This is a genomic window from Methylobacterium sp. E-016 (assembly GCF_022829745.1).
Taxonomy (GTDB): domain Bacteria; phylum Pseudomonadota; class Alphaproteobacteria; order Rhizobiales; family Beijerinckiaceae; genus Methylobacterium.
The window spans coordinates 1-20,789 of the sequence record NZ_JAKSYF010000201.1; the positions used below are offsets into that span (position 1 = coordinate 1).

The 20,789-nt window shown below is 69.5% G+C and carries 20 protein-coding genes; 15 read left to right on the top strand and 5 right to left on the bottom strand.

All coding sequences use genetic code 11. The annotated features are described in order from the left end of the window. Together MKK68_RS28205 and MKK68_RS28210 are read left to right on the top strand one after the other, a co-directional pair. The coding region (locus tag MKK68_RS28205; RefSeq protein WP_244033609.1) for a PLP-dependent transferase at nucleotides 1-796 on the top strand (796 nt) is incomplete at its 5' end. A 332-nt stretch (nucleotides 797-1,128) separates the two neighbouring features. Next, the gene (locus MKK68_RS28210; RefSeq protein ID WP_147728870.1) at nucleotides 1,129-2,043 is read left to right on the top strand and encodes a manganese catalase family protein; all 915 of its coding nucleotides are present in this window, start codon (nucleotides 1,129-1,131) and stop codon (nucleotides 2,041-2,043) included. A 99-nt stretch (nucleotides 2,044-2,142) separates the two neighbouring features. On the opposite strand, the gene MKK68_RS28215 is transcribed toward MKK68_RS28210, so the two are convergent. From MKK68_RS28215 to MKK68_RS28225, 3 genes are read right to left on the bottom strand one after another with little or no spacing between them, the layout of a single operon-like run. After that, entirely contained in the window at nucleotides 2,143-2,946 is an 804-nt protein-coding gene (locus MKK68_RS28215; RefSeq protein WP_243933699.1) for an ABC transporter ATP-binding protein, read from the bottom strand. Nucleotides 2,947-2,957: 11 nt separating this feature from the next. After that, complete coding sequence (gene ntrB, locus MKK68_RS28220) at nucleotides 2,958-3,839, bottom strand: nitrate ABC transporter permease (protein WP_147728868.1); 882 nt, start codon at nucleotides 3,837-3,839, stop codon at nucleotides 2,958-2,960. Further along, on the bottom strand, nucleotides 3,839-5,173 hold the full coding sequence (locus MKK68_RS28225) for a CmpA/NrtA family ABC transporter substrate-binding protein (protein ID WP_243933701.1): 1,335 nt from the start codon (nucleotides 5,171-5,173) through the stop codon (nucleotides 3,839-3,841). The genes ntrB and MKK68_RS28225 overlap by 1 nt, the downstream gene beginning before the upstream one ends. A gap of 414 nt (nucleotides 5,174-5,587) precedes the next feature. Here MKK68_RS28225 and MKK68_RS28230 point away from each other — a divergent pair, with 414 nt between their 5' ends. Next, nucleotides 5,588-6,868 (top strand): MFS transporter, encoded by a 1,281-nt coding sequence (locus MKK68_RS28230; RefSeq protein ID WP_244033610.1) that lies wholly within the window; start codon nucleotides 5,588-5,590, stop codon nucleotides 6,866-6,868. A 36-nt stretch (nucleotides 6,869-6,904) separates the two neighbouring features. On the opposite strand, the gene MKK68_RS28235 is transcribed toward MKK68_RS28230, so the two are convergent. After that, nucleotides 6,905-8,197: a flagellar biosynthetic protein FliO gene (locus MKK68_RS28235; protein WP_313899250.1), complete on the bottom strand. Its 1,293-nt coding sequence runs from the start codon at nucleotides 8,195-8,197 to the stop codon at nucleotides 6,905-6,907. A 218-nt stretch (nucleotides 8,198-8,415) separates the two neighbouring features. Between MKK68_RS28235 and flgB the strand changes: the two genes are divergently transcribed. From flgB to recA, 8 genes are all read left to right on the top strand, one after another. Continuing rightward, nucleotides 8,416-8,820: a flagellar basal body rod protein FlgB gene (flgB, locus tag MKK68_RS28240; protein ID WP_147728154.1), complete on the top strand. Its 405-nt coding sequence runs from the start codon at nucleotides 8,416-8,418 to the stop codon at nucleotides 8,818-8,820. 35 nt (nucleotides 8,821-8,855) lie between these two features. Further along, nucleotides 8,856-9,263, top strand: coding sequence for a flagellar basal body rod protein FlgC (flgC, locus tag MKK68_RS28245; protein WP_147728153.1), 408 nt, complete (start codon nucleotides 8,856-8,858; stop codon nucleotides 9,261-9,263). Nucleotides 9,264-9,282: 19 nt separating this feature from the next. Next, nucleotides 9,283-9,597 carry a flagellar hook-basal body complex protein FliE gene (gene fliE, locus MKK68_RS28250; protein WP_147728152.1) on the top strand — a complete coding sequence of 105 codons (315 nt, stop codon included), beginning with the start codon at nucleotides 9,283-9,285 and terminating at the stop codon, nucleotides 9,595-9,597. 284 nt (nucleotides 9,598-9,881) lie between these two features. Beyond that, nucleotides 9,882-10,148, top strand: coding sequence for a flagellar biosynthesis protein FliQ (gene fliQ, locus MKK68_RS28255; protein WP_147728151.1), 267 nt, complete (start codon nucleotides 9,882-9,884; stop codon nucleotides 10,146-10,148). Between the two features lie 33 nt (nucleotides 10,149-10,181). Beyond that, nucleotides 10,182-10,946 (top strand): flagellar biosynthetic protein FliR, encoded by a 765-nt coding sequence (gene fliR / locus MKK68_RS28260; protein WP_147728150.1) that lies wholly within the window; start codon nucleotides 10,182-10,184, stop codon nucleotides 10,944-10,946. A 53-nt stretch (nucleotides 10,947-10,999) separates the two neighbouring features. Beyond that, on the top strand, nucleotides 11,000-12,067 hold the full coding sequence (flhB, locus tag MKK68_RS28265; RefSeq protein WP_147728149.1) for a flagellar biosynthesis protein FlhB: 1,068 nt from the start codon (nucleotides 11,000-11,002) through the stop codon (nucleotides 12,065-12,067). Nucleotides 12,068-12,193: 126 nt separating this feature from the next. Beyond that, nucleotides 12,194-14,890, top strand: a complete 2,697-nt coding sequence (gene cckA / locus MKK68_RS28270; RefSeq protein WP_243950517.1) for a cell cycle histidine kinase CckA — start codon at nucleotides 12,194-12,196, stop codon at nucleotides 14,888-14,890. Between the two features lie 136 nt (nucleotides 14,891-15,026). Next, the gene (recA, locus tag MKK68_RS28275; RefSeq protein WP_147728204.1) at nucleotides 15,027-16,121 is read left to right on the top strand and encodes a recombinase RecA; all 1,095 of its coding nucleotides are present in this window, start codon (nucleotides 15,027-15,029) and stop codon (nucleotides 16,119-16,121) included. 137 nt (nucleotides 16,122-16,258) lie between these two features. On the opposite strand, the gene MKK68_RS28280 is transcribed toward recA, so the two are convergent. Beyond that, nucleotides 16,259-16,660, bottom strand: a complete 402-nt coding sequence (locus MKK68_RS28280; protein WP_244033611.1) for a hypothetical protein — start codon at nucleotides 16,658-16,660, stop codon at nucleotides 16,259-16,261. Nucleotides 16,661-17,482: 822 nt separating this feature from the next. Here MKK68_RS28280 and rpsL point away from each other — a divergent pair. The 4 genes from rpsL to MKK68_RS28300 all read left to right on the top strand — a co-directional run. Further along, on the top strand, nucleotides 17,483-17,854 hold the full coding sequence (gene rpsL, locus MKK68_RS28285; RefSeq protein ID WP_066927123.1) for a 30S ribosomal protein S12: 372 nt from the start codon (nucleotides 17,483-17,485) through the stop codon (nucleotides 17,852-17,854). A gap of 140 nt (nucleotides 17,855-17,994) precedes the next feature. After that, a complete protein-coding gene (gene rpsG, locus MKK68_RS28290) occupies nucleotides 17,995-18,465 on the top strand; it encodes a 30S ribosomal protein S7 (RefSeq protein WP_147728202.1) in 471 nt (156 codons plus the stop codon). Between the two features lie 31 nt (nucleotides 18,466-18,496). Further along, nucleotides 18,497-20,572 (top strand): elongation factor G, encoded by a 2,076-nt coding sequence (fusA, locus tag MKK68_RS28295; protein ID WP_244033612.1) that lies wholly within the window; start codon nucleotides 18,497-18,499, stop codon nucleotides 20,570-20,572. 79 nt (nucleotides 20,573-20,651) lie between these two features. Next, on the top strand, nucleotides 20,652-20,789 hold a 138-nt coding region (locus tag MKK68_RS28300), incomplete at its 3' end, for a GTP-binding protein (RefSeq protein ID WP_243934179.1).

A 20,789-nucleotide genomic window follows, 5' to 3' on the forward strand; every position in this document is an offset into this window, starting at 1 on the left:
CGTCATCACCGACATCGCCGCCCTGTCGGAGATCGCCAAGCGCCACAACATCCCGCTCATCGTCGACAACACCATGGCGACGCCGTACCTGATCCGCCCGTTCGAGCACGGCGCCGACATCGTCGTGCACTCGGCGACGAAGTTCCTCGGCGGCCACGGCAACTCGATCGGCGGTCTCGTGGTCGACGGCGGCACCTTCCCCTGGGCCGGCGACGCGCGCTACCCGATGATGAGCCAGCCGCGCCCGGAATATGCCGGCATGGTGCTGGCCGAGACCTTCGGCAATTTCGGCTTCGCCATCGCCATCCGGGTGCTCGGCCTGCGCGACCTCGGGCCGGCGCTGTCGCCGTTCAACGCCTTCCTGATCCTCAACGGCATCGAGACCCTGCCGCTGCGGATGCAGCGCCACTGCGACAACGCCATGGCCGTCGCGACGCACCTGGCGGGCCACCCCGCGGTGTCGTGGGTGAGCTATCCGGGGCTCGAGACCGACCGCTACCACCAGCTCGCCAAGCGCTACACGCCGAACGGCTTCGGCTCGGTCTTCACCATCGGCCTCAAGGACGGCTACGATGCCGGCGTGAAGCTCGTCGGCAACCTGCAGCTGTTCTCTCACGTGGCGAACATCGGCGACACGCGCTCGCTGGTGATCCACCCGGCCTCGACCACCCACCGCCAGCTCACCGACGCGCAGAAGACCGCGGCCGGCGCCGGGCCGGAGGTGGTCCGCCTCTCGATCGGCCTCGAGGATCCGGCCGACCTGATCGAGGACCTCGACGGCGCGCTCGGCGCTTAGCCGGCCCCGCGCCGGCCTCCCGCCCGCGTCGACGGCGCGATGCGGCTGGGGGCTCGGCCGCCGTGACGCCGACGGATCCGGCCCGGTCTGCGAGACGGCGATCCGCGAGCAGGATGGCGGCGCGCCGTGCCCGTCCGCGCGACCGCATCCGCCACGCTATGCAATCCATGGATGAAGGTCCGGAGGCCGCCGAAAGTCCGGCCGCCGGCGCGGGCCGGGCTCGCCGTCGCGCGGTTGCGATGCGCGGCTATCGGTCCGTCGCCAGGAACAAGGGCGCCGCTCGGCGGTAGCACCAACACGTCCCGGCGCTCCGGCGATAAGGATCCCAACCCATGTTCATGCGCATCGACAAGCTGCAGGCCGAGCTTCCGCAGCCGAAGCGACCCGATCCGAACGCCGCTGCGGCCCTGCAGGAGCTGCTCGGCGGTAAGTACGGCGAGATGTCCACCCTCGGGAACTACATGTTCCAGAGCTTCAATTTCCGCAACAAGTCCAAGCTGCGTCCGTTCTACAGCCTGGTCTCCAGCATCTTCGCCGAAGAGCTCGGCCACGTCGAGTTGGTCTCGACCGGCGTCTCGATGCTGAACAACGGCCCCGGCGACGACACCAAGGACGTCGACATCTCCAAGGCGCCCTTCGAGGACATGAAGGACATCCGGCTCGCCGGCAGCTTCCTGTCGAACGGCGGCGGCGCGATGCCGATGAACTCGAACGCCGCGTCCTGGAACATGGACATGGTGACGACGACCGGTAATCTGATCATCGACCTGCTGCACAACTTCCACCTGGAATGCGGCGCCCGCCTGCACAAGCTGCGCGTCTACGAGACCCTGACGGACCCGACCGGCCGCGAGGTCTGCGGCTACCTGCTGGTGCGCGGCTCGGTCCACGCCCACGCCTACGCGCTGGCCCTGAAGAAGCTCACCGGCGTCGAGATCGAGAAGATGCTGCCGACGCCCAACATCGTCCTCGACAAGATCCCCGAGTGCCAGAAGTACCTGCAGGAGGGGAGCCACCGCCGCCTCTACACCTTCAGCCCGAACGACTACGCGGAAGCCGCCGGCGTCTGGTCGAACGACGAGGTCGCGCTGCCGGGTGATCCGCCCGGCCAGCTCGAGATCGTCGACGGCCACCCCGAGGGCGGCAAGATCCCGGAGCTCGACGGCAATTACGGTGCCTTCGCCCCCGACTACGCGCCCGAGGAAATCTTCGAGATCGCGAGCAAGCTCTACAAGAAGAGCCGCTGATCCGAGGTCGAACGACGAGGCCGGCGCTCCCGCGAGGGGCGCCGGCCTTTCTGTTTGCGGTCCTGACAATGGATGCGCCGGCGTTCGCCCGGCGTTCGCTCAGGCGGCCAAAGCCGGTTTGGCGTGGCGCGCGTAGAGGAATTCCAGCACCTCCGCCCGGCAATGGACGTAGTCCTTGTCCTCGACCAGCTCGAGGCGCCGGCGCGGGCGCGGCATCGGCACGGTCAGCACCTCGCCGATGGTGGCCGACGGGCCGTTGGTCATCATCACGATGCGGTCGGACAGGAGCACCGCCTCGTCCACGTCGTGAGTGATCATGATCACCGTGTTCCGCAGGCGCACCTGGATCTCCATGAGCTGATCCTGGAGATGGGCGCGGGTCAGCGCGTCGAGGGCGCCGAACGGCTCGTCCATCAGCAGCACCGTCGGCTCCATGGCGAGTGCCCGGGCGATGCCGACGCGCTGCTTCATGCCGCCGGAGATCTCGGACGGCCGCTTGTCGGCGGCGTGCACCATGTTCACCAGGGCGAGGTTGTGCTCGATCCAGGCCTTGCGCTCCGCCTTCGACTTCGTCCTGGCGAGCACCTTGTCGACGGCGAGCGCCACGTTCTCGCGCACCGTGAGCCAGGGCAGCAGCGAATGGTTCTGGAACACCACCGCCCGCTCGGGCCCGGGCGACGACACCTCCTTGCCGTCGAGCAGGGTGACGCCGGTCGAGCTCTTCAGAAGCCCGGCGACGATGTTGAGCACCGTCGACTTGCCGCAGCCGGAATGGCCGATGATCGAGACGAACTCGCCCTTGGCGACCTTGAGGTTCACGTCGCGCAGCACCTCGGTGGTGGTGCCGCCGCGGGTGAAGCTGATGCCGACCTGCGAGAGGTCGAGATGGGATGGGTTGGCCATGGTCCCGGTCCTCAAGCTGCGCTGGTGCCGCGGGTGACGACCTGGCCGACCGCCGCCACCAGCCGGTCGAGGACGAAGCCGATGACGCCGACATAGACCAGCGCCACGATGATCTCGCTGATGTGCGAGGAGTTCCAGGCGTCCCAGATGAAGAAGCCGATGCCGACGCCGCCGATCAGCATCTCGGCGGCGACGATGGCGAGCCAGGACAGCCCGACGCCGATGCGAAGCCCGGTGAAGATGTACGGGGCCGCCGCCGGCAGCATGACCTTCATGAAGAACTCGATCGGGTTCAGGCGGATCACCGCGGCGACGTTGCGGTAGTCCTGCGGGATGTTGCGGATGCCGACCGCGGTGTTGATGATGATCGGCCAGATCGAGGTGATGAAGATCACGAAGATCGCGCTGGGCTGCCCGTCGCGGAAGGCGGCGAGCGACAGCGGCAGCCAGGCCAGCGGCGGGATCGTGCGCAGCACCTGGAAGATCGGGTCGAGGCCGCGCATCGCCCAGTCGGACTGGCCGACCAGCGTGCCGGTCAGGATTCCGACGATCGCCGCCAGCGCGAAGCCGAAGGCGACGCGCTGGAGGCTGGCCGAGATGTGCCAGAACAGGCCCTTGTCGGTGCCGCCGTTGTCGTAGAACGGGTGGGCGATGATGTCCCAGGCCTCCGTCACCACCCGCGAGGGCGGCGGCAGGCCGGCGGTGGGCCGCGAGCACGCGACCTCCCAGAACAGCAGGAAGGCCGCGAGCACCACGAGCGGCGGGATCAGGTTGGCGGCCAGGCCCTTCGCCCGCTTGGCGGTGAGGAAGGGCGTGCGGCTCTTCACGGCGGCGGCATCGCGGGCGGCGGTGCCGAGGGCGGTCTTGTCGGCGATCGTCGAGGTGGCGGCCATCACGAGACCTTCTTGATGCCGAGGCTGGCGAGGTAGGCGGCGGGGTTCTCGGGATCGAAGACCTTCCCGTCGAACATCGTCTCCTTGCCGCGGGACGTGCTGGTCGGGATCGCGGAGACGCCGAGCGTCTTGGCCGCGTCGCGCCAGAGGTCCTCGCGGTTCACCTTGGCGATCAGCGCCTTGGTGTCGGTCTGCGCGTCGAACTTGCCCCAGCGGATGTCCTCGGTGAGGAACCAGGAATCGTGCGACTGGTACGGGTACGAGGCGTTGTCGGCCCAGAACTTCATGGTGTGGGGGCTGTTCTCGACGACGCGGCCGTCGCCGTAATCGAACTTGCCCTTCATCCGGTCGATCACGTCGGTGACCGCGATGTTGATCCACTGGCGCTTGGCGACGATGCCGGCGAGCTCGTCCCGGTTCTCGGGCTTGTCGCACCATTGCTGGGCTTCCAGCACCGCCATCAGGAGCGCCTTGGCGGCGATCGGGTGCTTGTCGACCCAGGCCGCGCGCATGGCGAAGGCCTTCTCCGGATGGTCCTTCCACAACTCGCCGGTGGTGAGCGCGGTGTAGCCGATCCCTTGCGTGATGAGCTGCGCGTTCCACGGCTCGCAGACGCAGAAGCAGTCCATCGTGCCGACCTTCATGTTCGCCACCATCTGGGGCGGCGGCACGACGATGGTCTCGATGTCCTTGTCGGGGTCGATGCCGCCGGCGGCGAGCCAGTAGCGGATCCAGAGGTCGTGGGTGCCGCCCGGGAAGGTCATCGCCGCCTTGACCGGCTTGCCCGAGGCCTTCTTCCGCTCCAGGGCCGCCTTGAAGGGCTTGGCGTCGAGGGCGACCTTGTCGGGCATGTACTCCTTGCCGACGGAGATGCACTGCCCGTTCAGGTTGAGCCGGGCCATGATGTACATCGGCGTCGGCTGGTTGTTCTGCGTCACCCGGCCGGCCGTGATCAGGTAGGGCATCGGCGTCAGGATGTGGGCGCCGTCGATGCCGTTGCCCTCGGAGCCGAGCACGAGATTGTCGCGGGTGGTGCCCCACGACGCCTGCTTCATCACCTCGACGTCGGGCAGGCCGTACTTGGCGAAGATGCCCTTCTCCTTGGCGACGAAGAGCGGGGCGGCGTCGGTCAGCGCGATGAAGCCGAGCTTGGCCCCCTTGACCTCGGGGCCCGCGCCCTGCGCGAAGGCGCCCCCCGGCAGGGCGAGGCGCACGGCGGCGGCGAGCGACAGGGCGCCGGCCGCACCCTTGAGCAGGCCGCGGCGGGTGCCGGTGCCGGACGCTTCGGCGAGGGGGGACCGGTCGAGGGTGGATTTCGGCTCGTCGTTACGCATCTGCGGCAGGATCCTGACCTTGAAAACTACGCCGGCGCCCGCCGATCCGCGCACGAACGCGCCCCGCTGCCCGGAAGGATCTTCGGGGCGGAGCGGATCGCATCAGCGGCGTTGCTGGCGGAGGCGGTGCCGTCTCCATTGACGGACGGTGCAGCTCAGCAGGTTTCGTGCCAGGCTAGCGCAAGTGAAGACTGGCCGAGGCTCGGCGCAAACCTGCCGTCGCATTGAGCTTTTCGCCCCGGGACATCCCTTCGCAGCGCACAAAAAACGCGCGCCGGCGCCGGGATTACGGATCGTGACGTAATCGTGCGTCGTTTCGCGAAACGCCGCGGTTTCGGCGGGCGGGATGCTGTGCAAACGCGGCGCGCTCGACTAACCGGGGCGCACGTCAACACCGCGCGGCCGCGAACGATCATGCTCCAGACCACGCCGTCCCCCCTGTCGGCCCGCCGGGTCCTCGCCGCGAGCTTCGTCGGCACGGCGATCGAGTTCTTCGATTTCTACATCTACGCCACCGCGACCGCGCTGGTGATCGGCCCGGTCTTCTTCCCGCCCGGCGAGCCCGGCGTGCAGCAGCTCAGCGCCTTCGCGACCTTCGCGATCGCCTTCCTGGCGCGGCCGGTGGGCGCGGCCCTGTTCGGGCATTTCGGCGACCGGGTCGGGCGCAAGGCGACGCTGGTCGCCTCGCTGCTGATCATGGGCGTCTCGACGGTGCTGATCGGCTGCCTGCCGACCTACGCCACCGCCGGCTGGTGGGCGCCGGCGATGCTGTGCCTGCTGCGCTGCGGCCAGGGCATCGGCTTCGGCGGCGAGTGGGGCGGCGCGGCCTTGCTCGCGGTCGAGAACGCGCCGGCGGGCCGGCGCGCCTGGTACGGCATCTTCCCGCAGCTCGGCGCGCCGGTCGGCTTCATCCTGGCCAACGTCAGCTTCCTGGCGCTCAGCTTCGGCCTGAGCGCGGACAGCTTCCAGGCCTGGGGCTGGCGGCTGCCGTTCCTGGCCTCGGCCGCGCTGGTCGGCGTCGGCCTCTACGTGCGGCTCAAGCTCAGCGAGACGCCGGCCTTCAAGGCGGCGCTCGCGCAGGCCAAGCCCGAGCGCGTGCCCTTCGCCGCAATGGTGACCGGGCACGGCCACGCGCTCGTCGTCGGCACCCTGGCGATGGTGGCGGTCTACGCCGTGTTCTACATCTCCACCGTCTTCGCCCTCGGCTACGGCACCGCGGCGCTCGGCTACGCGCGGCCGGCCTTCCTGCTGTTCGAGTGCATCGCCGTCTGCTTCATGGCACTCGGCATCGCGCTCTCCGGCGCCAACGCCGACCGCTTCGGGCGCCGGCCGGTGCTGATGGCCGGCATGGTGGTGGCGTTCGGCCTCGGCGGGCTGCTCGGGCCGATGCTCGGCTCCGGCTCGGGCGCAGTCGTCCTCGCCTTCCTCTGCCTCAGCCTGTTCACGATGGGCTGGATCTTCGGGCCGATGGGCGCCCTGCTGCCGGAACTGTTCCCGACCCGGGTGCGCTACACCGGCGCCTCGGTGACCTACAACCTCGCCGGCATCGTCGGGGCCTCCGGCGCCCCCTACATCGCCCAGCGCCTGGTCGACTGGGGCGGGATCGCCTGGGTCGGCGCCTACCTGGCGGTCACGGCGGTGGTCAGCTTCCTCGCGGTGCTCGCGATGCCGGAGACGCTGCGCAAGGGTGTGTGAACGGCGACCGTCGGCCGGCTGGGCTTCTGCGCCCGGTCAATTCCGCTTGTCGAGGGGCCGCCCGAGGAGGCGCGCGAACTCGGCCTCGATCTCCTCCACCGAGAACGGGTTGGCGGCGGGCTTCGGAGGCGCCGAAGCGGGTGCCGGCGGGGTCTCGACCTTCGGCGGCGGGGGAGGCGGCGCGGGCTCGGCCCTGGGGGGCACCCGCGGCTCGCTGGGGGGCACCCGCGGCTCGACCGGTGCGGCCGGCGCCGGCGGAGGAACCGGCTCGGCCGGCGGCGGAGCGGGCAGGAACGGTTCGGGTTCTGGGACCGGTGCGGGTGCGGGTGCGGGCTTCTCCGCGGACGGTGCGGCCGCGGGCTCGCCGGCCGGGGCATCGACCGGCGCCGCCATGGCCGCGGCCATCGGATCGATCGCGGCCGGCGCCGCCGGAGCGGGCGCCGGGCTCGGAGCGGGCGCCGGCGCCGTCCAGGCGGGCGACGGCGACGGGGTCACGGCCGAGGCCGGCCGGGCGAGCGCGGCCTCGAGCTGGCGGGCCATGTCCGAGAGGATGGCGGGATCGACCGGGCGACGCTCGGCCGGCGGCAACGGAGGGATCGGCGGGATCGCGGCCGGCGCGAAGGCGGGCTCCTCGGGCGGCGGCTCGGAGCGCGGGCGCTCGGAGGCGACGTCGGGGCGCGGGTTGATCAGCGGCGGCGCGGTCCGGCGCATCGGGCGCCGCGCCGGCGCGTCCGGCCGCGGCCCGGTGACGATCGCCTCGGACGGGCGCGCGTCGGGCGTGAGCGGCTCGGGAGCGCGATCCGGGCGGGGTTCGGCCTCGTCGAGGATCGCCGCGTCGAGGGGCGGGACGGAAGCGAGCGCGCCGCCCGGGCCGGACACGGTCGGCGCGAGCACGATCGGCATGGCGAAGTCGGGCCGGAACGCCGCCTGGGCCTGCGTCTCGAGGCCCGGGAAGGGGTCGAGCCCGGCCTCGGCGAGCGGCTCGGCCATCGCCTCGGGGCGCAGGGCCGGATCGCGCTGCTGCCCGCGCTGGATGTGGCGCTCGATCACCACGTCGTTCGGGCCGCCGACAAGCAGCAGATGTTCGACGTTGTCGCGCCGCAGCAGGATCAGCTGGCGCTGCCGGTCGAGCTCGTACACGTCGACGATCCCGAGGCGCGGCTGGCGCCCGCGCTGACCGCCGCGCTTCGCGTCGGCGAGACCGCCGCCGCCGAGCCGGCGCACAACCAGCACGATCACCGTCAGCACCGCGAAGATCACGGCGAAGATGGTGACGTACTGCACGACCGGAGAGCCGTCAGACCCGAACACGGACTGCAACCATTGCACGGACGATACTCTCGTTCTTCACGGGCCCGGGAGGGCCCTACGCAAAACCGCCCCGTCAGTATCACGGCCGGCCCGCCGCCGGGCAATCATCGTTAAGTCTTCGTTAACAGCTTCGCTGCGGCGCCCGGCCGCGGAAACCTTAACCCGGCGTTAACCAAGCGGGCGGCAGATTTTGCCGGGCGGCCGGAGACCGGGCCGCGCGAATCCGGAGCCCCCTCGTGGCCGTCACCGACATGCCGCTCTTGGGAATGCTCCGGACCAAGATGCAGTGGCATCAGGCGCGCCAGAAGCTCCTGGCCGAGAACGTCGCCAACGCCGACATGCCCGGCTTCCGCCCGCGCGACCTGGCGCAGCCGAGCTTCGACCGGTCGACCGGCCTCGCCGCCTCGACCGGGAGCGCGATGACGCTGACCAGCGTCGGGCACATCGCCGCCTCGGGCGACACCGGCGTCGGCGCCGATCCGCGCCGCGTCACCGAGTTCGAGATCCGCCCGAGCGGCAACGGCGTCAACCTCGAGGACGAGATGATGAAGTCCGGCGACAACCAGTCGGACTACCAGCTCGCCGCGTCGATGTACCAGAAGAGCCTCGATGTCCTGAAGATCGCCATCGGCAAGAAGTGATCGCGAGCCGAGACATGATCGGGGAGGCTTGAGCCATGGATTTCACGAAGTCGCTCTCGATCGCCGCCGCCGGCCTGAAGGCCCAGTCCGGCCGGATGCGGATCATCGCCGAGAACATCGCCAACGCGGATTCGGCGCCGCAGACGCCGACCGGCGAGCCGTACCGGCGCAAGATCCCGACCTTCAAGAGCCATGTCGACCGCGAGACCGGCGCCAACCTCGTGGAGGCGGGACGCGTCCGCCGCGACATGACCGCGTTCCGGACCAAGTACGATCCCGGCAACCCGGCCGCCGACGCGAAGGGCGAGGTGCGGATGCCCAACGTCAACGGCCTGATCGAGAACATGGACATGCGCGAGGCCCAGCGCTCCTACGAGGCGAACCTCAACATGGTCACCACCACGCGCAGGATGATCTCCCGCACCCTCGAAATCCTGAAGTAGGCGAAGGCGGGACACGATCATGGCCAGCAGCAACTTCGCGGCCGGCGCCTACGCCGCCGTCCAGAACGTCGGCAGCTTCAAGGGGCCGCCGAAGATCCAGCCGACGCAAGGGGCGGGCAACGACTTCACCCAGCTGCTCGGCCAGGCGCTCGACGGCGTCGGCGATGCCGGCCGCAAGGCCGACGCGCAGGGCCTGGCGGTGGCCGCCGGCAAGGCCAACGTCGTCGACGTGGTCACGGCGGTGGCCGAGAGCGAGACCGCCCTGCAGACCATGGTGGCGGTGCGCGACCGGATGATCTCGGCCTACGAGGAGATCATGCGGATGCAGATCTAGCGCGTCTTCTCCCGCCCCCGGCAGGCCACCGGATTCACGCATCCGACGGTGCCGAAAGGCGCCCGACGACAACGCCCCCGTCATCCCGGGGCTGCGAAGCAGGGCCCGGGATCCGGAAGCCGCCGCGGCGGCAAGCTCGAGCACCGCCGGCGGCTCTGGATCCCGGGTTCGCCGAAGGCGCCCGGGAAAGGCGGCGGCCGAGTCTCGAGGTGCTTCGGAGATGCCTGAACCCGGTCGCCCGTCGCGGGGACTTGGAATTTCGTCAGCAATCGGACCTCGGACACATGACCGGCCTCGCCATCCTCGACGTCGCGCGCGACGGCATCTTCGTCTTCCTCAAGGTCGCCGGGCCGCTGATGCTCGTGGCGCTCGCCGTCGGGCTCGTGGTCTCGCTGGTCCAGGCGCTGACGCAGATCCAGGAGCAGACCCTGATCTACGTGCCCAAGATCGTCTCGGTCTTCGCCGCCCTCCTGCTGATGCTGCCGTTCATGGGCGACGCGCTCGCCGGCTACATGACCCGCATCGCCGCGCGCATCGCCGCCGGCCAGTGAGACGCGGCGGGCGGCCGGCTGCTATGACGCGCCATGAACCTGCTCCTGCCCGGGATCGCGGCGGCCTACCTGCTAACCTTCGCCCGCGTCGGCACGCTGATCATGCTGATGCCGGGCATCGGCGAGCAGTCGGTCTCGCCGCGCATCCGGCTGTCCTTCGCCCTGCTGGTCTCGCTGCTGCTGTTCCCGATGGTGAGGCCGCTGCTGGCGGTGGGCCCCGACGCGATCGGCGCGCCCCGGCTGATCGGCCTGCTGTTCTCGGAGACGCTGGTCGGGCTGGTGATCGGGCTGACCGTGCGGATGATCCTCGCCGCGCTCCAGACCGCGGGCCTGATCGTCTCGCAGCAGCTCGGCCTGTCCTACGCCATGACCGTCGACCCGGCGCAGGGCGGCCAGCAGCCGGCGCTCGGCAACTTCCTGTCGCTGCTCGGCATCACGCTGATCCTCGCGGCCGACCTGCACCACGTGGCGCTCGACGCGATCTCGCGGAGCTACGCGGTGCTGCCGCCGCAGGCGGTGCCGGCCTTCGGCGATGCGGCGACGCTGGCGCTGAAGGCGGTCGGCCGCGGGTTCACCCTCGGCGTCCAGATCGCCTCGCCGTTCATCGCCTTCGGCATCCTGTTCAACCTCGGCCTCGGGGTGCTGTCGCGGCTGATGCCGCAGCTGCAGGTGTTCTTCGTCGCGGTGCCGGCCTCGGTGCTGATCGGCATGCTGATCCTGTTCGGCTCGCTCGGCGTGATGATGACCGTGTTCCTGGACGACCTTGGCCGCTACCTGCTCGAGTTCGCCGGGCGGTGACCACGACGACGCACAGCCGCCGCGGCCCCGGCCAGGTCGGGAGCCGTTGACCCATGGCCGAGGGGACCGAGCAGGAAGACAAGACCGAGGAGCCGACCCAGCGCCGGCTCGATCAGGCGATCGAGCAGGGCAACGTCGCGACCAGCGCCGAGATCAACACCTTCGCGATCCTGGCCGCCTTCACCCTGGCGCTGATGATCGCCGGGCCGGGCATCGCCCGCGGCCTGCTCGCCGAGATGCGCGGCTTCCTGATGAACGCCCACGCGGTCCCCGACGACCCGCACGCCATGGCGGGGATCGCCGGCCGCACCCTGACGATCTGGTTCCAGGCGCTCGCGGTCCCGGTCGGGCTCGTCGCGGTGGCGGGGCTGGCCGCCGGCCTGCTGCAGCACCCCCTGGTCTTCACCACCGAGACGCTCGGGCCGAAGTTCGAGCGGATCTCGCCGATGGCCGGCGCCAAGCGCATCCTCGGGCTCGAGGCGCTGTTCCAGTTCGGCAAGGGGCTGGCCAAGATGGCGGTCGTCGGGGTGGTGGTCGGCACCGTGCTGTGGCGCGACCGCGACCGGCTCGAGGTGTTCGCCCGCCTCGATCCGGCGGCCTGCCTCAGCGCGATCCTCGGCATCAGCGTCAAGCTGCTCGGCGGCGTGCTCGCCATCCATCTCGTGATCACGATGGCCGACGCCCTGTACCAGCGCTACCGCTGGCGCCAGCGCCTGCGCATGTCCAAGGAGGAGATGAAGCAGGAGATGAAGGAATCGGACGGCAACCCCGAGGTGAAGGGCCGGATGAAGCAGATCCGGATGCAGCGGGTGAAGAAGCGGATGATGGCCGCCGTGCCGACCGCCACGGTGATCATCACCAACCCGACCCACTACGCGGTGGCCCTGCGCTACGAGGCCGGCATGGGCGCGCCGGTCTGCGTCGCCAAGGGCGTCGACTCCCTGGCCTTCCGCATCCGCGAGCTGGCCAAGGCGCACGACGTGCCGGTGCTGGAGAACCCGCCGCTCGCCCGCGCGCTGCACGCCACCGTGGACATCGACGAGGCGATCCCAGCCGAGCACTACAAGGCGGTCGCCGAGGTGATCGGCTTCGTGATGCGCCTGCGCCGCCGGGCCGCCTGACGGGTCCGTACGCACGGTTTGTCCACCTTCCTCCGTCAGGCTTCGCCGCGACCGACCGGAAGACAGCCCTTGCCGATCGGCGGCGTGAAGGCATAACCGGTCCTTCGTTTCTGGATTCAAGGCCCGATGGCGGATCTGAGTGGACCCACGCCCGCGGTTTCGGGCTCGATCGACCGGTCGGAACGGCCCGGGCGGGTCGGATTGCTGCTCGTCCTCGCCGGGCTGCTGGTCGGGGCGGCGATCGGCCTGTCGTTCGTGGCCAACGAGCAGGCGCAGTCGCTGATCATCTGGCTGCTGGCGCTGCTGGCCATGGCCGGCGTGTTCTTCCTGTTCGCGATGGCGATCGGCGCGATCCAGCTCAGCGGGCAGGGCGGGCGCGACGACATCACCAAGGCGATCGTCGACGCCGCCCCCGAGGCGACCGTCGTGGTCGAGGAGGGTGGCCGGCTGATCTACGCCAACGAGGCCTATCTCCACGTCGCGGGCGGCGACAGCTTCTCGACGCTGCGCCCGGTCGAGCGGATCTTCGTCGGCTCGCCGGAGGTGTCGGAGGCGATCTACCGCCTGTCCCAGGGCGCCCGCGACGGGCGCAGCCACGCCGAGGAGGTGCGGATGTCGCCGCCGCCGGCGGCGAGCGCCAGGGGGCGCGACTTCGCCTGGTACCGCATCCAGGTCCGCCCGCTTCCGCGGCCGGGACGGGCCGCCTCGCTGTGGACGGTCAGCGACATCACCGCCGAGCGCGAGCGCCAGGAGAACGTCTTCCAGGAGCTCCAGCACGCGATCGACTACCTCGACCACGCGCCCGCAGGCTTCCTCTCGATCGATCCGACCGGGGCGATCGTCTACATGAACGCGACGCTGGCGGCCTGGCTCGGCTACGACCTCGCGGTCGTCGGCCCCGGCGGCCCGCACCTCTCCGAGATCGCGCCCGCCGCCGACGCGCTGATCCAGAATGCCGGGCTCCCCGGCGAGGTCCGCACCGACCGGTTCGACCTCGACCTGCGCCGCCGCAACGGCCACCCGATGCCGGCGCGGCTGTATCACCGCGTCGCCTTCGGCAAGGACGGCAAGCCCGGCGCGTCGCGGACCTTCGTCATCAACCGCTCGGCCGGGGCCGAGAGCGACGAGCCGCAGCGCGCCGCCGAGGTGCGGCTCGCGCGCTTCCTCAACAACTCGCCGATCGCGATCGCGACGCTGGACCGCTCCGGCCGGATTGCGCGGGCGAACGCCTCGTTCGCGCGCCTGTTCGGCACCCTGCCGCGGCACGCGGTGGCCGATTCGGCCGCCGGCGCCGAGGAGCCGAACGTCGCCGAATCGGTGGTCGAGCGCGACCGCCCGGCGCTCGATGCAGCGCTCGCCAAGGCGGCGAGCGGGCTCTCCGAGATCGAGCCGATCGAGGTGATGCTGATGGGCAATGCCAACCGCTCGGCGCGGGTCTGGCTCAGCCCCGCCGGCGGGGAGGGCGCTCCGGGCCAGGAGCCGGAGGAGGCCGATCGCGAGCCGCTGATCCTCTACGCCCTCGACACCACGGCCCAGCGCCAGCTCGAGCAGCAGATCGCCCAGACTCAGAAGATGGACACCGTCGGCCAGCTCGCCGGCGGCATCGCGCACGACTTCAACAACGTCCTCCAGGCGATCATCGGCTACTCGGACCTGCTGCTCGCGAGCCACAAGCCGACCGATCCGGCCTTCCAGGACATCATGCAGATCAAGCAGAACGCCAACCGGGCGGCGGGCCTCGTGCGCCAGCTCCTGGCGTTCTCCCGCCGCCAGACGCTGCGCCCCGAGGTGATGAACGTCGGGGAGGCGCTCTCGGAGCTGACGCTGCTGCTGAAGCGCCTGCTCGGCGAGCGGGTCGGGCTCGACCTCAAGCACGGGCGCGACATCTGGCCGGTGAAGGCCGACGTGAACCAGTTCGAGCAGGTGATCGTGAACCTCGCGGTCAACGCCCGCGACGCGATGCCCGGCGGCGGCCGCCTGCTGATCCGCACCGCCAACGTGCTCGACCCGGGCGCCGCCGCGAAGCCCGACGGGCGCGGCGGTGCGCCGGCCGGCGACCACGTGCTGATCGAGGTGCTCGACACCGGCGAGGGCATCCCGGCTGACCTGATGGAGAAGATCTTCGAGCCGTTCTTCACCACCAAGGAGATCGGCAAGGGGACCGGCCTCGGCCTCTCGACGGTGTTCGGCATCGTCAAGCAGTCGGGCGGCACCATCGACGTGCAGTCGACCGTGGGCGAGGGCACGAGCTTCCGGATCTACCTGCCGCGCCACGAGCCGGCGGCGCTGCCCGAGCCGGCGCCGACGCCGGCGCTGCCGAGCCCGACGGCCGACGCGTCCGCTCCCGCCACCGCAGCGCAGGCGCCGGGCGAAAGCTTCGTCCTCGTCGGCGATCCGCCCGCGCCGCCGGCCCCGAAGGCGCCCCCGCGAAAACCCTCGGCCGACCATACCGGGCAGGGGGTGATCCTGCTCGTGGAGGACGAGGATCCGGTCCGCGCCGTCAACAGCCGCGCGCTGTCGGCCCGCGGCTACACCGTGCTTGAGGCCGCCTCCGGCATCGACGCGCTGCACATCGTGCGCGAGGGCGGCCACCAGATCGACCTCGTCGTCTCGGACGTGGTGATGCCGGAGATGGACGGCCCGACCCTGCTGCGCGAGATCCGCAAGCACCTGCCGGAGCTCAAGGTGATCTTCGTCTCCGGCTATGCCGAGGACGCCTTCCGCAAGAACCTGCCGGAAGGCGAGACCTTCAACTTCCTGCCCAAGCCCTTCAGCCTGAAGCAGCTCGTCGAGACGGTGAAGGCGACGATGGCCGAGCCGTGAGGCGGCGGGCAGGCGCGGAAAAGGCTCTTCGGCGAGCCGATTCTGCCCTTGCTCGATGAGAACAAAACGGGTACATCAAATGCAGGTTCCAGCGCATTGAGATGCGCGCCCAACCCCTGCATAAGGATGCCGCACGATGGCTCAGGCCGCACTGAAAGTGGTGGAAACCCCCGGCATGGTGGACAAGGACAAGGCGAAGGCGATCGACGCCGCGCTGTCCCAGATCGAGCGGGCCTTCGGCAAGGGCTCGATCATGCGGCTCGGCAAGAACGACAAGGTGGCGGAGGTCGAGACCGTCTCCACCGGGTCGCTCGGCCTCGACATCGCGCTCGGCGTCGGCGGCCTGCCGCGCGGCCGCGTCATCGAGATCTACGGGCCGGAATCGTCGGGCAAGACCACGCTCGCGCTCCACACCATCGCCGAGGCCCAGAAGAAGGGCGGCGTCTGCGCCTTCGTCGATGCCGAGCACGCCCTCGACCCGGTCTACGCGCGCAAGCTCGGCGTCCAGCTCGACGACCTGCTGATCTCGCAGCCCGACACCGGCGAGCAGGCGCTCGAGATCACCGATACGCTGGTGCGCTCCGGCGCGATCGACGTGCTGGTGGTCGATTCGGTGGCGGCGCTGACGCCGCGCGCCGAGATCGAGGGCGAGATGGGCGACAGCCAGCCCGGCCTCCAGGCCCGCCTGATGAGCCAGGCGCTGCGCAAGCTCACCGGCTCGATCTCGCGCTCGAAGTGCATGGTGATCTTCATCAACCAGATCCGGATGAAGATCGGCGTGATGTACGGCAGCCCGGAGACGACCACGGGCGGCAACGCGCTGAAGTTCTACGCCTCAGTCCGTCTCGACATCCGCCGCATCTCGACCCTCAAGGACCGGGACGAGGCGATCGGCAACCAGGTCCGCGTCAAGGTCGTGAAGAACAAGGTCGCGCCGCCGTTCAAGCAGGTCGAGTTCGACATCATGTTCGGCGAGGGCGTGTCGAAGGTCGGCGAGCTGATCGATCTCGGCGTCAAGGCCGGCATCGTCGAGAAGTCCGGCGCCTGGTTCTCCTACAACAGCCAGCGGCTCGGCCAGGGCCGCGAGAACTCCAAGGGGTTCCTGCGCGACAACCCCGAGATCGCGGGCAAGATCGAGACGTCGATCCGGCAGAATTCGGGGCTCGTCGCCGAGAAGATCCTGGAGAACGCCAAGCCGACCGAGGACGAGCTCGACGAGGGCGAGGCGTAGTCCGCACCGCCCCTCCGAAGCGGCACACCGAAACGAAGAAGCGCGCCGGCCCGGGAGGGCGGCGCGCTTCTTCGTTATGAAGCCCCGAATGGGGAATGCCGGACTGGCCGACGCCTCGGCTCAGACGGCGCGAAGGCTCACGCCGAAAAGCCGGCCGGCTCGAACAGGAAGTCGTCGATCGTCGGGATGCTCACGGAGAGCCCGGCATAGGCCGGCTTCGACAGGCGCCACGGCCGCTCGGCCCGGGCGCGGATCGCCTCCGAGGGACGCAGGCGGCGCAGCGAGCCTTCCGGCTCGACCTCCTCGACGGTGAGGAAGCCGTAGACCTGCAGCCGGGACGCGATCAGCTTGGTCTCGCGGTCGCCCGCCGCCACCGTGAGCGTCCCCGTGGCATAGACCGCATCCATCAGCGCGCGCTGCTCGGACCGGCGCCGGGCCTGGCCCTCGCCGACGCCGCCCTCGTACGGCAGAGGCCGGCCCGCGGCGGCGATCCGCCGGAAGGGGACGACGTTCTCGGCCGCACTCGAAACGCTACCCATACGCATCACCCTGACCGTCGCCACATCGCATGGTCGGGTGCGCATCGCGCCGTCCCGACGAAGCGGACGATTCGACGAATCGCTTTAATCTTCCGTGAGCGCTGTCGAAGCGGGCCGTGCCCGACCTGCCCCGATCCGGCACGGTGCGCCGCGCTGACGAGGTCGCCCACCCGACGAGCAAGCTCCGGCCTCACGCGGGCTACGGGAGGTCGAAGTGATCAGGGAACGCGTCCCGATGGGCGCGGAGGTGGTCGCCGCGGGCCCGAGCGCCGGCTGGAATAGCGGCCCCGCCAAGGTAACGCCGCGACCGGTCTGCACAGGCCCGACGACACGATCCGCGGCCTCGCGGTACGCAGACCACAACATTCGCACGCTCGCCGGGCGCGTGAACCGACACGGAGACCCGGAGGCGGATCGCTTCGGGCAACCGTCCCGCACAAAACCTTAACCTCTCGTAGGATGCGAGATAATCGGCCGGAAACCATTGACCCCTCGAGCGATGGAGGCTAGAAGCGCGCCACTTCGAACGGCCCGGGGGCTGCTGACGAGGTTGAGCATCACGCTCATCCATTCGTCGACGACGCGCCGATCCACCGTCGAAGGCTCACATCGCCTGACGTTCTCGTCAGATCAGTAGGTACGAGCGCGCCTGCCTTAACAGGGGTGCTCCTCTGCCGACAGCGCGCCAAGGGTCCTCACCGGCCCCTGGCGCATATTCGTTTTGCGGATCTCCTTCGGGAGGTTCGTGGGCGGCTCCGCAGGGAGCCACGTTACGTCGCACGGGATCGCGCTTCGTCGCGATCCGGAGGAAGAGGGCACAGGATGCCGACGATCAACCAGCTGATCGCGCAGCCGCGGAAGATCCAGCGGAGCCGCAACAAGGTGCCGGCGCTCAACGCCTGCCCGCAGAAGCGCGGCGTCTGCACCCGCGTCTACACGACGACCCCGAAGAAGCCGAACTCGGCGCTCCGCAAGGTCGCCAAGGTCCGCCTCACCAACGGCTTCGAGGTGATCGGCTACATCCCGGGTGAAGGCCACAACCTTCAGGAGCACTCGGTGGTGATGATCCGCGGCGGCCGCGTGAAGGACCTTCCGGGCGTGCGCTACCACATCCTCCGCGGCGTGCTCGACACGCAGGGCGTTAAGAACCGCAAGCAGCGCCGCTCCAAGTACGGCGCCAAGCGCCCGAAGTAAGATCTTCCCGTCCGGACGTTTTGCCCGGGCGGTCGACACGGCATTCCACTGCCTCGTAAGGATGTCGCCGGCGCTCCTCAGGAGTGGCTCAAGGCGGCCTGCGCGAGGTGCTTAGATCCTTATCCCTCGGAAGTTCCGCAATGTCCCGTCGCCATTCCGCCGAGAAGCGTGAGATCATCCCCGATCCGAAGTACGGGGATATCGTCCTCACCAAGTTCATGAATTCGATCATGTACGAGGGCAAGAAGTCCGTCGCCGAGCGGATCGTGTACGGCGCCTTCGAGATCGTCGAGAACCGCGCCCGCGCCAACCCGATCGAGGTGTTCCGCGCGGCCCTCGAGAACGTCGCCCCGATGATCGAGGTGCGCTCCCGGCGCGTCGGCGGCGCGACCTACCAGGTCCCCGTCGAGGTCCGTACCGAGCGCCGCCAGGCGCTGGCGATCCGGTGGCTGATCCAGGCCGCCCGCGGTCGCAACGACCGCACCATGGTCGAGCGCCTCTCGGCCGAGTTCCTCGATGCCGCGAACAATCGCGGCAACGCCGTCAAGAAGCGGGAAGATACGCACCGGATGGCGGAAGCCAACCGCGCCTTCTCGCACTACCGCTGGTAAGCGGCCCGACGCCCCTTTCGGAGAGATCCCGATGCCCCGCACCCACGCGATCGAGGACTACCGCAACTTCGGCATCATGGCCCACATTGATGCCGGCAAGACCACGACCACCGAGCGGATCCTCTACTACACCGGCAAGTCCCACAAGATCGGCGAGGTCCATGAGGGCGCCGCCACCATGGACTGGATGGAGCAGGAGCAGGAGCGCGGCATCACGATCACGTCCGCCGCGACGACGTGCTTCTGGCGCGAGAAGCGCCTGAACATCATCGACACGCCTGGCCACGTCGACTTCACCATCGAGGTGGAGCGCTCGCTCCGCGTGCTCGACGGCGCGGTATGCGTGCTCGACGGCAACCAGGGCGTCGAGCCCCAGACCGAGACCGTCTGGCGCCAGGCCGACAAGTACGACGTCCCGCGCGTCGTGTTCGTCAACAAGATGGACAAGATCGGCGCCGACTTCTTCAAGTGCGTCGCCGACATCATCACCCGCGTCGCCGGCAAGCCGGTGTGCCTGCAGCTGCCGATCGGCGCCGAGAACACCTTCAAGGGCGTGATCGACCTGATCAAGATGAAGGCGATCGTCTGGTCGGGTGAGGCGCTCGGCGCCAACTACGACGAGGAAGAAATCCCGGCCGACCTGAAGGATCAGGCGGTCGAGTACCGCACCAAGATGATCGAGGCCTGCGTCGAGCTCGACGACGAAGCCATGACCTCCTACCTCGACGGCGTCGAGCCGAGCGAGGAGACCCTTCGCAAGCTCGTCCGCCGCGCCGTGCAGCTGCGCGCCTTCCACCCGGTGCTCTGCGGCTCGGCGTTCAAGAACAAGGGCGTTCAGCCGCTGCTCGACGCGGTCGTCGATTACCTGCCGTCTCCCGCCGACCGCGGCGAGATCAAGGGCCTCGACTTCAAGACCGAGGAAGAGATCGTCCGTCACCCGACGGACACCGATCCCTTCTCCATGCTCGCCTTCAAGATCATGGACGATCCCCACGTCGGCACGATCACCTTCTGCCGCGTGTACTCGGGCAAGATCGAGTCGGGCGCCAACGTGCTCAACTCCTCGCGCGACAAGAAGGAGCGCGTCGGCCGCATGCTCCTGATGCACGCCAACAACCGCGAGGACGTCAAGGAAGCCTTCGCCGGCGACATCGTCGCGCTGGCCGGCCTCAAGGACACCCGCACCGGCGACACGCTGTCGGACCCGGTCAAGGTCGTGATCCTCGAGAAGATGGAGTTCCCGGAGCCCGTCATCGAGATCGCGGTCGAGCCGAAGTCGAAGGCCGATCAGGAGAAGCTCGGCATCGCGCTCGCCAAGCTCGCGGCCGAGGATCCGTCCTTCCGCGTCTCTACCGATCAGGAGTCGGGCCAGACCATCCTGCGCGGGATGGGCGAGCTCCACCTCGACATCAAGGTCGACATCCTGCGCCGCACCTACAAGGTCGACGCCAACATCGGCCAACCGCAGGTGGCGTACCGCGAGAAGCTGACCCGCCGGACCGAGATCGACTACACCCACAAGAAGCAGACCGGCGGGACCGGCCAGTTCGCGCGGGTGAAGTTCGTGGTCGAGCCGAACGAGCCGGGCAAGGGCTTCGAGTTCGCCTCGAAGGTGATCGGCGGCGCGGTGCCCAAGGAGTACATCCCGGGCGTCGAGAAGGGGCTCAACTCGGTCCTCGGCGCCGGCATCCTCGCCGGCTTCCCGGTGGTCGACATCAAGGTCGAGCTGATCGACGGCGCCTACCACGACGTCGACTCCTCGGCGCTGGCCTTCGAGATCGCGTCCCGGGCGGCGCTGCGCGAGGCCCTGCAGAAGGGCGGCTCCGTGCTGCTCGAGCCGGTAATGAAGGTCGAGGTCGTCTCGCCGGAGGAGTATACCGGCTCGGTGATCGGCGATCTCAACTCCCGCCGCGGCCAGATCCAGGGCCAGGACATGCGCGGCAACGCGAACGTTATCAACGCGATGGTGCCGCTCGCCAACATGTTCGGCTACGTGAACCAGCTGCGCTCCTTCTCGCAGGGCCGCGCCAACTTCACGATGCAGTTCGACCACTACGAGGAAGTGCCGCGCGGCGAAGCCGACAAGGTCATCGCCAAGTACGCGTAAGTCTTTCCTCGACATCCCATCCGCGTCGCCGGCCTGACCGCAGGTCCGGCGCGCACCCCTCATCGAACCGGAGGCTACCATGGCCAAAGAGAAGTTTGCCCGCACGAAGCCGCACTGCAACATCGGCACGATCGGTCACGTTGACCACGGCAAGACGTCGCTGACGGCGGCGATCACGAAGGTCTTGGCGGAGTCCGGCGGGGCGACGTTCACGGCC